This window comes from Sorangium sp. So ce119, assembly GCF_051524405.1.
GTDB classification, from domain to species: domain Bacteria; phylum Myxococcota_A; class Polyangia; order Polyangiales; family Polyangiaceae; genus Sorangium; species Sorangium cellulosum_G.
On record NZ_CP150310.1, the window covers coordinates 11,382,614 to 11,396,209 of the forward strand.

The 13,596-nt window shown below is 73.5% G+C and carries 7 protein-coding genes; 5 read left to right on the plus strand and 2 right to left on the minus strand.

Annotated elements, in window-relative coordinates; genetic code table 11:
* The first annotated feature begins 19 nt into the window (after positions 1-19).
* The 4 genes from WME76_RS42975 to WME76_RS42990 all read left to right on the plus strand — a co-directional run bounded on the left by WME76_RS42975 (position 20) and on the right by WME76_RS42990 (position 5,570).
* A complete protein-coding gene (locus WME76_RS42975; protein ID WP_437957951.1) occupies positions 20-853 on the plus strand; it encodes a DUF4328 domain-containing protein in 834 nt (277 codons plus the stop codon).
* Positions 850-2,049: a lanthionine synthetase C family protein gene (locus tag WME76_RS42980; RefSeq protein ID WP_437957952.1), complete on the plus strand. Its 1,200-nt coding sequence runs from the start codon at positions 850-852 to the stop codon at positions 2,047-2,049. Before WME76_RS42975 ends, WME76_RS42980 begins: the two co-directional genes overlap by 4 nt.
* A 291-nt stretch (positions 2,050-2,340) precedes the next feature.
* The gene (locus tag WME76_RS42985; RefSeq protein ID WP_437957953.1) at positions 2,341-4,566 is read left to right on the plus strand and encodes a beta-propeller domain-containing protein; all 2,226 of its coding nucleotides are present in this window, start codon (positions 2,341-2,343) and stop codon (positions 4,564-4,566) included.
* 92 nt (positions 4,567-4,658) lie between these two features.
* Positions 4,659-5,570, plus strand: a complete 912-nt coding sequence (locus tag WME76_RS42990; RefSeq protein ID WP_437957954.1) for a phosphatase PAP2 family protein — start codon at positions 4,659-4,661, stop codon at positions 5,568-5,570.
* Positions 5,571-5,622: 52 nt separating this feature from the next.
* Here WME76_RS42990 and WME76_RS42995 read toward each other — a convergent pair whose 3' ends face one another.
* Complete coding sequence (locus tag WME76_RS42995; protein ID WP_437957955.1) at positions 5,623-7,107, minus strand: Do family serine endopeptidase; 1,485 nt, start codon at positions 7,105-7,107, stop codon at positions 5,623-5,625.
* Positions 7,108-7,550: 443 nt separating this feature from the next.
* Here WME76_RS42995 and WME76_RS43000 point away from each other — a divergent pair, with 443 nt between their 5' ends.
* Entirely contained in the window at positions 7,551-11,435 is a 3,885-nt protein-coding gene (locus WME76_RS43000; protein ID WP_437962226.1) for a DUF4215 domain-containing protein, read from the plus strand.
* Between the two features lie 85 nt (positions 11,436-11,520).
* Here the strand turns inward: WME76_RS43000 and WME76_RS43005 are convergent, their stop codons facing one another.
* Entirely contained in the window at positions 11,521-13,278 is a 1,758-nt protein-coding gene (locus WME76_RS43005) for a sensor histidine kinase (RefSeq protein ID WP_437957956.1), read from the minus strand.
* Positions 13,279-13,596: the final 318 nt, after the last annotated feature.

Here is a 13,596-nt window from a genome sequence, read left to right on the forward strand (position 1 = left end):
CGCTGTTAGCCTCCTGGCGATGAGCGGCTGGGTCGAGGCTCGGGCGGCGTGGGACCGAGACGTCCACGCGGCGCGAGGGCGCGCCCGCGCGGCGATCGTCGGGCTGGGCGCGATGGCGACGGTGGGGGCGTTCACGGGGCTGGTCGGGGCGCTGCACATCGCGCTGCTCCGCCGCGTGGACGTCCCGGACCGGGCCTGGGAGCTCGCCAACTCGCTCCGTGAAGCCGGCGGAATGAGCGAGCTCGTGCTGGGGCTCGTGGCGGGCGTGCTGTTCCTGCGCTGGATCGCCAAGGCCGTCACCGTGGCCGACGCGCTCGAGCTCGTGCGCGGCTTTCCCTGGACGCCGTCCGAGGCTGTGACGGCCTTTCTCATCCCCGTCGTGAACCTGGTGCAGCCCTACAAGGTGGTGCGCGATCTGCACGACGGCCTCGCCCCGGACGGCGCGCCCGAGCCGGCGCCGCGCCCGGTGCTGGACGGCGCGGCCGGCTACCGGCGCGTCGAGGTGGTGCACGCCCCGCCGGCGGGCGCGGTGCACCACGCGGCGATCGGCGTGTGGTGGGCGCTCTACGTCGCGAGCCGCGTCCTCGGCTGGATCGCCTCGGGCATGCGCGATCAGACCGTCGCGGAGTTCACCCGGTCCAGGGCCGTCTTCATCGTGTCCGACGTGGCGTCGCTCGCTGCCGCGCTGCTCGCGATGCGCGTGGTGCGGGCGATCGACAGCCGCATCGCGGAGCGCCATCGACGGCTGTGGCACGCGTCCGACGAGGAGCTCGACGGCCGGCTCGTGGAGCGGGATCGCCAGTTGCGGCAGGATCTCGCGAAGGTCCCCGGATTCGAGGCTCCCCTGGAATGACCCTTTACATCCCGACACGGCACGTCGCGCTGCCGCGCGAGGCGTGGGACCCCGCGCGGGTGCAAGCGTGGTTGGGGCGTTGGTCCGCGGAGGCGCTGGCGATCCGGGCGGCCCAGCAGCCCTGGCCGATGCACCCGCGCGACGCCGAGGACGGGCCGGAGCCGCCCGGTCCGCTCCAGAGCCTGTACTTCGGCGCGTGCGGCGTCTGGCTCGCCCTCGCCCGCGTCGCGGCGGCGGGCTTCTGTGCGCTGCCGATGGGCCTGCCCGACATCTTCGAGCAGGTGCTGGACGACTATGCGCGCTGGCCCGACACCGGCGAGCGCGTGCCCTCGTGGTTCCTCGGCGAGAGCGCGCCGCTCGCGCTCTGCTGCCTCGCCCGGCCCGACGCGCGCAAGGCCGATCGCCTGGCCGAGATGATCCGCGCCAACCGCGCGAACCCGACCCGCGAGGCGCTGTGGGGAGCGCCCGGGACGATGCTCGCGGCGCTGTTCCTTCACGAGGCGACAGGGGACGAGCGCTGGGCCGAGCTGATCCGCGACAGCGCGGCGGCGCTGTGGGAGAGCTGGGATCACGACGAGGCCCGGGACGTCTGGTTGTGGGAACAGGACCTGTATGGCCGCCGGAGTCGCCATGTCGGCGCCGGCCACGGCTGGGCCGGCAATCTCGCTTCGCTCTGGCGCGGACAGGCCCTGTTGAGCCCGGCGCAGCGGGCCGAGCTGCGCGCGCGGACGCTGCAAGGGCTCAGCCGCCTGGCGGAGATCGACGGCGAGCTGGCCAACTGGCCTCCGCTGCTCGAAGGGCCGCCCGAGCCGCTGGTGCAGTGGTGCCACGGCGCGCCGGGGATCATCACGTCGTTGCGCCACGCGGCGCTGCCCGAGGCGCTGCCGCTGTTGATCCGGGGCGCGCGGTTGATCGTGGCCGCCGGTCCGCTGGAGAAGGGGGTGGCCCTGTGCCACGGCACCGACGGCAACGGGGCCGCCCTGCTCGAGGTGCACCGGCGCACCGGAGACGCCTTCTGGCTCGAGCGTGCTCGCGAGTTCGCGATGTGGGCTCTCGTGCAGTCCGAGGCCGAGTTCAACCGGGTTGGTCAGTGGCGCTACAGCCTGTGGACGGGGGACGCGGGGCTAGCGTGTTATCTGATCGACTGCCTCGACGGGCGCAGCCGTGGCATGCCGGGGATCGATAGCATGTGGTGATGGATACGCCGACCCTGGACTGATGGTCATCGATCTGCAGGGTCCGGCGTCGAGCGCCGGGCCCCCTCGCCGCACCGCCCCTGGTGCACCGTTCCTTCTCTGACGCTGTGCTCCACCGAGCCCATCGGCGCGCACTCATCCGGTCCGGTGAGCCACAGGGCGCATGCGTGTGCCGCCATGTGCCATCGCGCTCGCTGTCAAACCCATGAAATGATTGATGAATCTTGAGGCACGTCGCGTGCTTGTCGGCCGGCCATCGATTGGACGACGGACCCGTCACGGAGGCTTGCCATGCGCTCGATCCCCAGGACATGTACGCTTGTTTCTCTGCTGGCGCTCGGCGTCAGCTTCGCGGCCTGCTCGGTCGCCCCGGGCGGCTCGGTCGCCCCGGGCGGCTCGGTCATCCCGGGCGGACCAGGCACCCCCGATGAGCCGGAGGAGCCCGTGGATACGGCCGTCGCGCGGAGCGCCCTCACGCCCGCGGCGAGCTGCGATGAGGTCGAGGCGCTGGTCCGCGAGCGGCTGAAGCAGAACATGACCAAGCAGCTCGACGCGAATCGAGAGATCGCCCTGGGGCAGCTCGAGCAGGGGTGCTATCCGGACTACGATTCAGTCGCCGTCGGCAGCTCGGGCGCGAGCACGGGCGCTGGAGGCTACCCCACCTCGCCGGGCTCGGGCGCTGTGGACGACGGCGGGGCCGCCGAGGACTACTCGACGACGAACACGCAGGAAGCGGACGTCGACGAGGCGGACTTCATCAAGAACGACGGAGGGCACGTCTACCTCCTCGCCCACGGGAAACTCCAGATCTTCGACGCGTGGCCCGCCGCCGACACGCACCGCGTCGCGTCGGTCCCCATCGAGGGGGAGCCGCAGAAGCTCTTCGTCCACGACAAGCGCGCCCTCGTGTACTCGTCGCTGACCCCGGAGGTCGTCGGCGATTTCTCCCAGTACTACGACGAGTGCACGTACGGATACGACTGCGAGTTCACGGGAGACGGCACGCCCCTCGTGATCACCGAGCTCGACCTCAGCGACATCTCCGCCCCGACCGTCGTGCGCACGATGAAGTTCTCCGGCTCGTTCATCAACGCCCGGCGCATCGGCAGCGCGGTGCACACGGTCGTGTCCTCCCCGGAGCCCACGGTGGAAGGACTCTCGTTCTGGCCGCAGGACGTCGACGTCTGCGCCCTGGCCGAGGCGGGGCTCACCCCGGGGGCCGTGGACGCCGTGAACGACGCGTTCGACGCGCTCCTGCAGGAGAACCTCGAGGTCATCGACGCGGCCCCGCTCGACCTCGCTCTGCCCACCGTGGAGGACACGATCTACCGGGACGGCGTGGCGCATCCGCGGAGCGACGACCCATTCGCGGCCTGCGAGAATTACTACCTGTCGAACACCGGCGACGGCCAGAGCTTCCTCTCGATCGTCTCGACCGAGCTTGGCAGCGACGCCCTCGGCCAGACAACGGTCGTCGGCAAGCCCGGCGCCGTCTACGCGACCTCCGAGGCGCTCTACGTGGCGAGCCGGCACGCGTACGGGGCCACGTACGGCTGGTTCTACGAGGACGGGGCGGCGACGCCGGACGCCACGACGGTCCACAAGTTCGCCCTCAACGATCGCGCGCTGCCGAGCGCCTACATGGGGAGCGGCGCCGTGAAGGGGCGCGTGCTCAACCAGTTCGCCCTGAGCGAGCACGACGGCTATCTCCGCGTCGCGACCACCACCGGCCACCTGCCCGATCCGGCCACGCACAACACCGTCGCCTCGATGAAGCTCGAGGGCGGCGAGCTCGTGGTCAAGGGGATCGTGGACAACCTCGCTCCGGGCGAGGACATCCGGTCCGTGCGCTTCCATGGCGACGTGGGGTTCATGGTGACCTTCAAGAAGACGGACCCGCTCTTCACGCTCGATTTCTCGGAGCCCGAGGCGCCGAAGGTGCGCGGCGAGCTCAAGATCCCCGGGTTCTCGACCTACATGCACATGATCGACGAGGGGCACGTGCTGAGCATCGGCTACGACGCCGACGACCAGGGGGACTTCGCGTTCTTCCAGGGCATCATGCTCCAGATCTTCGACGTGACGGATCTCGATGAGCCGAAGCTCACGCACAAGGAGGTGATCGGGACGCGCGGCTCCACGAGCGACGCCGCGACGAACCACCTCGCGTTCAACTACTTCGCCCAGCGGGGGCTGCTCGGGCTCCCCATGGTCCTCTGCGAGGGCGGGAGCGGCGGCAATTTCGGCGACACGATGACGTTCAGCGGGCTGCTCGTCTACAAGGTCGATGTCGCCGAGGGCTTCACCTCGGTCGGCGGCCTCCCCCACCCGCTGCCCGACGCGAGCTCCGACCCGTACTATTCCGGCTGCTCGAGCTGGTGGACCCAGTCGAACTCGTACGTGAAGCGCAGCGTCTTCCTGGAGGACTACGTCTACTCCGTGTCGGCGGGCGAGATCCGCGTCGCCCATGTCGGCGACCTCGCGTCGCCCCTGGCCGTCGTGCCGCTCGCCCCGTGAGCGTGCCGCTCGCCCCGTGAGCGAGCTCGGCGGCGCGGGCGCGTCGGACCGGCAGGGCCGCGTGCTAGAGCTGCGCGATGCACGCGCTGGACATGAGCGCCGAAGAGCTCGCCGCGGCGGTCGGCGCGCGGCCGTTCCTGCTGCTCGCGCTGCTCCTCGCCGGGACGGTCGGGGTGCTCCTCGGGCTGGTCGTGGTCGCCCGCCTCTCCGATCGCCACGCGCGCGCGCTGTGGGGGCGGGCCGTCCGGGCCTACCGCGCGGCGGCCGAGCACCCGATCACGCGGCGGCTGTCGACCACGTTCCCCTCGGTCGCGCGGGTGCTCCGCGAGCTCTCCGCGGCCGAGTACCTCGTCATCCACCTCGCCCTCGGCCTCGCGCTCAGCATGGCCGCGCTCGTGTTCGTCGCGCTCGCGGACGCGGTGAGCGGGGGCGCGTCGATCGTGCAGGTCGACCGCGCGCTCGCGCGCGCGCTCCACGGCGCGACGAGCAGCGCCGGCGTGGCGGCGCTCCGCGCCTTCACCCACCTCGGCAGCGGCTGGGCGCTCACCGTCGTCGCGATCGTCGTGGCCGCGGCGCTCCTGTGGCGGCGCGAGCGCGTCCTCGCGGTGGGGTGGCTGATCGCGCTCGCCGGGGGCGGGCTCCTCAACTACGCGCTCAAGGCCCTGTTCGCGCGGCCGCGGCCGACGTTCGACGAGCCGCTCGCGCTCGCCGCCGGGTGGAGCTTCCCGAGCGGGCACTCGATGGGCACGTTCGTGACCTTCGGGATGCTCTCGTACCTCGGGCTCCTCTTCGTCCGGACGCTCCGCGTCCGCCTCGCCGTCCTCGCGCTCGCGATGAGCTGGACCGTGGCGATGGGCTTCAGCCGCATGTACCTCGGCGTGCACTACCTGAGCGACGTGCTCGCGGGGTTCGCGGCCGGGAGCATGTGGCTGGCCGTCTGCATCTCGGGGATCGAGGTCGCGCGGCGCAGGCCCGGCAGGGCCAACCAGCCGATCCCGGCCTGAACGGCGCGCGCGGCCGCAACGCGCGCGGCCGCGGCCCACCGCGCCGCGGGCCTCACCGCTCCACGAGCACGAACCGAGTCTGCCCGCCCCGCCACGCCAGCAGCAGCACCGGCCGGGCGCCGGTCGCGTCGACCTCCTGCTTGAGCTGCTCCGGGCTCGCCACCGGCTTGCGGTTCGCCTCGAGGAGGACGTCCCCCGGGCCGAGCCCCGCCCTCGCCGCCGGGCTGCCGGGGCCGAGCCCCACCACGAGCGCGCCCTTCACGTCGTCCGGGATCCCGAACCGCCGCCGCAGGTCGTCCGAGAGCGCGGCGACCTCGACCCCCAGCGCGCCGGTCGACGCCGGCGCCTGCACCGGCTCCTCCGGCTTCGGCTCCGGCAGCTCGTCGAGCGTCGCGGTGAGCTCCACGCTCCGCCCGTCGCGGAGCACGCGCAGCTCGATCTTGGCGCCCGGCTTCGCCTCGGCGATCCGCATCCGCAGGTCGCGGCCGTCGGTCAGGTGCTCGCCGCGCAGGGCGACGACAACGTCGCCGCGCCGGAGCCCCGCCTTCTCGGCGGCGCTCCCCGCGGACACGTCGCTGACGACCGCGCCGCGCGTGTCCGGAGGGAGCCCGAGCGCCTCGGCGAGCGCGGGCGTGACGTCCTGGATCGCGACGCCGAGCGCGCCGCGGATCACGCGGCCGTGCTCCAGGATCTGCTCCATCACCGCGCGGGCGAGCTTCGACGGCACGGCGAACCCGATCCCCTGGTTGCCCTGCGCGCCGCGCGCGAGGATGGCCGTGTTGATCCCGATGAGCTCCCCCGCCATGTTGACCAGCGCGCCGCCGGAGTTGCCGGGGTTGATGGCCGCGTCGGTCTGGAGGAAGTCCTCGTAGTCGACGATCCCCATGTTGCCGCGGCCGACCGCGCTGATGATCCCCTGGGTGACGGTCTGGCCGATGCCGAACGGGTTGCCGATCGCGAGCGCGAAGTCGCCCACGCGCGCCGCGCCCGAGTCGCCGAACGGGGTGAACGCGAACTCGCCCCCCTCGAGCTTGAGCACCGCGACGTCGGTCCGCGCGTCCACGCCCACGACCTGCGCCTTCATCTCGGGCCTGCCCGGCAGCGCGACGCGGACCTGACTGGCGTCCTGCACCACGTGCGCGTTCGTGATCACGTGGCCCTCGCGCGACACGATCACGCCCGAGCCGACGCTCTGCTCGCGCTGGACGCGCGGGCCCGGCAGCGGCTGCCCGTCGCTCCCGTCGCTCCCGTCGTCCTGCCGCGGCCCGAAGAACTCGCGGAAGAGCGGGTCCGAGAAGAACGGGACGCGCTCCGGCGTCGGCGGCCGCACGAACCGCACCGAGGAGACGTTCACGACCGCGGCGCTCACGCGCGACACGATCGGCGCGAAGCCCGCCTGGAGCGACAACGCCTCCCGGGCGGAGGGCGGCACGTCGAGCGGCCCCGGCGCGGGCGGCGGAGCGGCCTCGGCGATCTGCTCGCCCCGGGAGCCATGCTCCCTCCGGTCCAGGCAACCGAGCGGAAGCGCGACGATCACGGCGAGAGGGAGAGCCCAGCGTACGTGCATGCCGGCGCGCCATTCATGTCCCGTGCCCCGGGCGCCGCGTCCGGCCTCGTCCCACAGCACGGATGAGCCGGCCGGCGCCCCCCGGAGCGGCGTTGTTCGCCCCCTCGCTCCACGTCGCTCCACGGTCGCCGCTCTCCGCCTCTTCTCTCCACGAGACGACAGGGGATCACCGCGCCTCCCACCTCGCCGCCGGGGCGTTTTGTCTCGGGCCCTCCCGGCGGCCCGCAGCGCTGTGGCGCGAGCGCGGCTTCGCCCGCGCCGGGCGCCGGGGATTGTGCCCAGGAAAGCAAATTCCGTCTGGAGGCGCGACGTTTCTTCACGATACAGTGCACAGTGACGCCGTTTGCCTGCGAACAGCGCAACGCGCGTCATCGAGGTGGGCCGTGGCTTTGAGAACCTCTTATCTGGCCTTGATGGTGGGATTGCTCCAGGCGGCCGTCGCCTGCGGCGGGGGCGTCGAGACGCCGAGCGGCGGGACCGGCGGCGGGGGCGGGGCGAGCTCCGGCAGCGGCGCGGGCGGACCCGGCTCCGGAGGGGCCGGCGGTGAGCCGGAGTTCACGGTCGGCAGCGGCCCCGGGCTCGGCGGCAGCGGCGCCGGCGAGCCGGACCCGTGCGACGTCGATGAGCCGCCCCCCGAGTGTTACCTGCCTCCGGATCCCGCGTGCGGCGACGGCGCGCGCAACCAGGAGAGCGAGGCCTGCGACGACGGCAACACGCTCCCAGGCGACGGCTGCTCCGGCCTCTGCCAGGTCGAGCCGTACTGGGAGTGCACGACGCCCGGCCAGCCCTGCGCGCTCACCATCGCGTGCGGCGACGGCATCCTCCATCCCGGCGAGTTCTGCGACGACGGCAACAACGAAGATGGCGACGGCTGCAGCGCCGATTGCTACTACGTCGACCCGTCGTACGTGTGCCCGAGGCCGGGCGAGCCGTGCGTCCTGCTCTACGACTGCGGCGACGGCCGCGTGAACGGCTCGGAGGAGTGCGACGACGGCGACGACCCGCCCGCGTCCGGCGACGGCTGCGACGCCGAGTGCAAGCGCGAGCCGGGGTATCAGTGCAGCCGGCCCGGCCAGCCGTGCGCCCGGCTGCCGGTCTGCGGCAACGGCCTCAAGGAGGCCGGCGAGGGGTGCGACGACGGCAACACGACGAGCGGCGACGGCTGCTCGAGTCTGTGCCGGCAAGAGCCCTACTACGCCTGCCCGACCCCCGGTTCGCCGTGCGTGCGGCTGATCGAGTGCGGCGACGGCGAGGTGCAGCCGGGGGAGCTCTGCGACGACGGCAACAGCGCGGACGGCGACGGCTGCAGCGCCGACTGCCGGGTGCGCGACCCGGCGTACGTGTGCCCCGAGCCGGGCGAGCCGTGCATCCTGCTGTACAGGTGCGGCGACGGCCGCGTGAACGGCGCCGAGCAGTGCGACGACGGCGATGATCCGCCGGCGTCCGGCGACGGCTGCACCGCGGACTGCCGGCTCGAGGAGGGCTGGGTGTGCAGGCCCGGCCAGGCCTGCACGCGGCGGACGTTCTGCGGCGACGGCGCCGTGCAGGCCGGCGAGCAGTGCGACGACGGCGGCGGGACGTCGCCCGAGGGCGGCGACGGCTGCACCGCGCAGTGCCGGATCGAGCTCGGCTGGACGTGCCCGCGGGCCGGCGGCGCCTGCACGCCGCCCGCGCCGCCCGTCTGCGGCGACGGGGTGATCGGCGGCGACGAGGTGTGCGACGACGGCGTGCGCCCGCCGGCGAGCGGCGACGGCTGCAGCGCCGACTGCCGGACCATCGAGCCGGGGTGGGACTGCTCGCGCGTCGGGTTCCGCTGCAAGACGGTCTGCGGCGACGGGATCCGGCTCGGCGCCGAGCAGTGCGACGACGGCGACACGACCGGGGGCGACGGCTGCGACGCGACCTGCAAGATCGAGCCGGGCCGGGTCTGCAACAACAGCGCGCCTCAGGACTGCCGGGGCACCTCGGTCTGCGGCGACGGCAGGCGCGAGGGGACCGAGGTCTGCGACGACGGCAACGCGAGCTGGAACGACGGCTGCACGCCGGACTGCAAGCGCGAGCCGTCGTGCGTCGGCGGCGCGTGCTCCTCGGCGTGCGGCGACGGCATCCTCCTGCCCGGCGACGCGACGGAGGCGTGCGACGACGGCAACAACGTGAGCGGCGACGGCTGCTCCGCCACGTGCAGGGTCGAGCCGGGCTACGCATGCTCCGTGGCGCCCAGCGCGATGCGGCTGCCGATGGTCATCCGCGACTTCATCGGCTGGTGCCCGACGACGTACAGCCGCGGCTCGAGCAACTCCGCGTGCGACGCCAACCTGTCCGACCGCCTCATCGGCCACTTCGATTTCGAGATCACGCCCACGTCCGGCGGGCAGATCGACGGCACCGTCCTGGCGACGCTCGACGCGGACGGCAAGCCCGTGAACGCGCACGGCGCCGGCTTCTTCACGCCGACCGCCGACAACGGCTGGACCTCGGGGCAGCAGAACTTCCAGTGGTGGTACCGGGACAACCCGGACTTCAACAGGACGCTCGTCACGACCATCAACATGGTCGAGGAGGGCGCCGGCACGTTCGTTTACGAGCGGAACCCGTTCTGGCCGGTGGACCGCGACCCGCCCGGCGCCGACCCCGCGCTCGACAACCTCGTCACCGCCGGGCTGGAGAGGGCGCAGGACGACGGGCACAACTTCTACTTCACGAGCGAGGTCCGGTACTGGTTCCAGTTCACCCCGGACTCCGTCGCTTCCAACAACCCGGTGCTCACCTTCTACGGTGACGACGACGTCTGGGTGTTCATCAAGAACACGCTGACCGCGGACATCGGCGGCATCCACGGGCAGGCCGAGGAGAGCGTCACCATCCTGGACAACGGCGACGCCCGCGTGAACGCCTGCGACAACGCGGCCTGCACGCGCCACGCCGCGAGGACCGTCGACCTCAACCTCGAGGCGGGCCGGGTCTACGAGATCGTGGTGTTCCAGGCCGAGCGCCACGTCACCGGGTCGAACTACCAGCTCACGCTGGCGGGCTTCACCGCCGGCAGGTCGGTCTGCGCGCCGCAGTGCGGGGTCGACCCGCCGGTCGTGACGCCGGGCGAGGAGTGCGACGACGGCCGGGAGAACGGGACGGGCTACGGCGAGTGCAACAACTGCCAGCTCGGTCCCTACTGCGGCGACGGCGTCCGGAACGGCCCCGAGGCGTGCGACAACGGCGTCAACAACAGCACGTACGCGAACGCGTCCGGCGCCTGCGCGCCGGGGTGCGTGGCCCCGCCCCGCTGCGGCGACGGCGCGGTCAACGCCCCGTACGAGGCGTGCGATCTCGGCGCCGGCAACACGGCGGCCGGCTACGGCGGCTGCACGACGTCGTGCGAGATCGGGCCGTCGTGCGGCGACGGCGTGGTGAACGGCCCCGAGCAGTGCGACGACGGCCGCAACGACGGCCTGTACGGCACGTGCAACCCGAACTGCACGCGCGCCCCGCGGTGCGGCGACGGCCGCGTCGACGCGGAGTGGGGCGAGGCGTGCGACGACCCGGCCGACCCGGGCTGCGTCGGCTGCCAAGTCGGGGCCCACTGCGGCGACTCGGTGGTGCAGGCGAGCTACGGCGAGGAGTGCGACGACGGCCGCAACGACGGCGGCTACGGCGAGTGCGCCCCGCTGTGCCTGTACGGGCCGCGCTGCGGCGACGGCGTGGTGCAGCCCGACGAGGAGGCGTGCGATCTCGGCGAGGGCAGCAACACCGGCGCGTACAACGGCTGCGATGAGCGCTGCTCGTACGGGCCGTACTGCGGCGACGGCCTCAGGAACGGCGCCGAGACCTGCGACGACGGCGTGAACGACGGCTTCTACGGGAGCTGCTTCCCGGACTGCACGCCGGCCGCCCGGTGCGGCGACAGCCGCGTCGACGAGGCGTGGGGCGAGCAGTGCGACCCCCCGAACGCGGCGACCGGCTGTAGCGACAACTGCCGCCTCGGCGCCCAGTGCGGCGACGCGGTGGTGCAGGCGAACCTCGGCGAGCAGTGCGACGACGGCGTGAACGACGGCGGCTACGGCGAGTGCGGACCGAGGTGCCTCTACGGGCCGCGCTGCGGCGACGGCGTCGTCAACGGCCGCGAGCAGTGCGACGACGGCAACAACACCGGCGGCTACGGCAAGTGCGCGCCCGGCTGCGTGTACGGGCCGTACTGCGGCGACGGCGAGCGGCAGAGCGTCTACGAGGAGTGCGACGACGGGAACAACGCGAGCGGCGACGGCTGCAGCTCGGCCTGCGAGTACGACAACCAGCCGCTCTAGTCCCCTCGGGGCTCCGCCCCGAACCCCGGCCGCCGTCAGGCGAGCGGTTGAACGGAGGCGCGCGTCGCCCGGCGCGCGCCCCGGCTCACGGCGCCTCCGGCCCCCTCGGCCGCACCGTGGTGTCCCCGAGCGGCTTCTCCAGGAGGGGAGGCCCCGCGACCGGCAGCCAGATCTCGAAGACCGCGCCCCCCTTCTGGGCCTTGCGGTAGCTGATCTCCCCGCCGTGCTCGAACACGATCCGCTGCGCGATCGCGAGCCCGAGCCCCGTCCCCGTCTCCTTGCTGGTCGCGTACGGCTCGAACAGCCGCGGCACCATCTCCTCCGCCACGCCGGGCCCGTTGTCGCGCACCACGATGCGCACGCGGTCGCTCGGCAGCGGGCCGATCGTCACCGAGACGCGCGGGTCGCGCCGGACGGCGGCCGCCGCGTCGAGCCCGTTCTGGACCAGGTTCGTGAGCACCTGGATGATCTGGTCCCGGTCGGCGGACACCCTCGGGATCGGATCGGCCACGAGCTCCACGCGCGGCGCCGCCGCCCCGCCGGTCCCGCCGGCGGTCGGCTCGGCCGACGCCGGCGCGGCGTGCAGCGTGACCACCCCGCGCGCGATCGCGATCAGATCGACGGGCTCCAGGCTCGGCGGCGGCAGGCGCGCGAACCGGGTGAACTCGGTCACGATGTTCGCGATCCGGTGCACCTCGTCCAGCACCGTCGACGTCGCCTCCTCGAAGTAGTCGTCGAACGCCGGGTCGTCCCGCTGCCGCAGCCGGCGCAGGGTCTCCACCGCCGCCCGGATCGGCGCGAGCGGGTTCTTGATCTCGTGGGCGATCTGGCGCGCCACCTCGCGCCGCGCCGCGATGCGCTCGGTCGCCGCCAGGCGCTTGCGCATCGCCGCGAGCTCGTCGATGGTCGCGTTGAACGCCGCCGCGAGATCCGCGATCTCCCGCCCCCCGCGCCCCTCCACCCGCCGCGGCGCGCCGCTCATCACCTCGCGCGTCTCGCGGGCCAGCGCCACGAGCGGCCGCGACAGGCTGCGCGCCAGCACCACGGCGATCGCGAGGGCGATCGCCAGCACCGTCGCGCCGGTCAGGGCGATCGACCGGTCGAGCCGCCCGAGCGCCTGCCGCAGCGGATCGCGCGACACCGACGCGACAACGTCGAGCCCCGGGATCTCCGGGAAGTGCAGGACGCGCACCACCTCGGCCTCGCCGCTCCGGGGCGCCGGCTGCCCCTCGCGCGCCGCCGTGAGCCGCACGTCGTACGCCTCGCCGATGCGCGCGAGCACCGGGCCGATCCGCCGCGCGCCCACGAGGCCGAGCGTCACCCCGTGGTCCGTCAGCGCGCAGTGCACCTCCAGCGACGGCTCGCCGCCCGCCCTGGCCGGCCGGAGCCGCGGCGCGCCCCCGGGCGCCTTGATCAGCTCCGCGAGCCGCCGGTCGCGGGCGCCGATGCGCGCGCCGTCCTCGGCCCCGAGGACGGCCCCGTTCCCCGCCACGAGCGAGAGCTCGTCGAGCCGCAGCGCCTTGGCCTGGCTCGGGACCTGCCGGCCGATCGCGATGCGGCTCCCCGGATCCATGGCGTCCGGGTCGCCCTTGGCCCGCTCGAGCTCGACGTGGGCCTTGTCCACGAACGTGTCGTGCCGGCAGAGCGGCGGCAGCAGATCGCGCAGGGCGTCGGCCTCCCACGCGAGCTGCTGCCGCACGCCCGCGTGCGCCGCGTCGATCCGGTCGGCGAAGCCGCTCTCGATGACCTCCCGCGACGCCTCGCGGAGGGTCACCCCGACGAACGCCGTCGCGATGATGGCGACGAGCCCGAAGGCGAGCAGGAGGCGAGCGGCGAGGGGCATGGGGGGTCCGTCTTGGCCGCGCGGCCGTACCGCCGCCTGGCCGCCCGGCCGCCAGGACGGCCGGGCGGCCGCCGCGGTCCGAGGCGGCGGTGCGTGACGATACTAGAGGAAACTTCGCCTGTGCCGAGCCCCCCGGGGCGCGGACCTTCTCCGCCTCATCCTCCGTGAATACGCGATCGGGCCTAGCTCGTCCAAGTTCGTCGCGCTCTCCCCAGCCGCCCCTGCGCCTCTGCCCAGGAGCGCGCCGTCGCTGCCGGCTGCCCGCGGCGTTTCTGCCTCGCGCTCTCCTTGCACCGGGGGGCACTCGCCTCTTACGCT

Coding starts and splice junctions, on each gene's coding strand:
- WME76_RS43005 (WP_437957956.1), bottom strand. CDS start 13,278: ATGCCCCTCGCCGCTCGCCTCCTGCTCGCCTTCGGGCTCGTCGCCATC.
- WME76_RS43000 (WP_437962226.1), top strand. CDS start 7,551: ATGGTGGGATTGCTCCAGGCGGCCGTCGCCTGCGGCGGGGGCGTCGAG.
- WME76_RS42990 (WP_437957954.1), top strand. CDS start 4,659: ATGAGCGCCGAAGAGCTCGCCGCGGCGGTCGGCGCGCGGCCGTTCCTG.
- WME76_RS42985 (WP_437957953.1), top strand. CDS start 2,341: ATGCGCTCGATCCCCAGGACATGTACGCTTGTTTCTCTGCTGGCGCTC.
- WME76_RS42975 (WP_437957951.1), top strand. CDS start 20: ATGAGCGGCTGGGTCGAGGCTCGGGCGGCGTGGGACCGAGACGTCCAC.
- WME76_RS42980 (WP_437957952.1), top strand. CDS start 850: ATGACCCTTTACATCCCGACACGGCACGTCGCGCTGCCGCGCGAGGCG.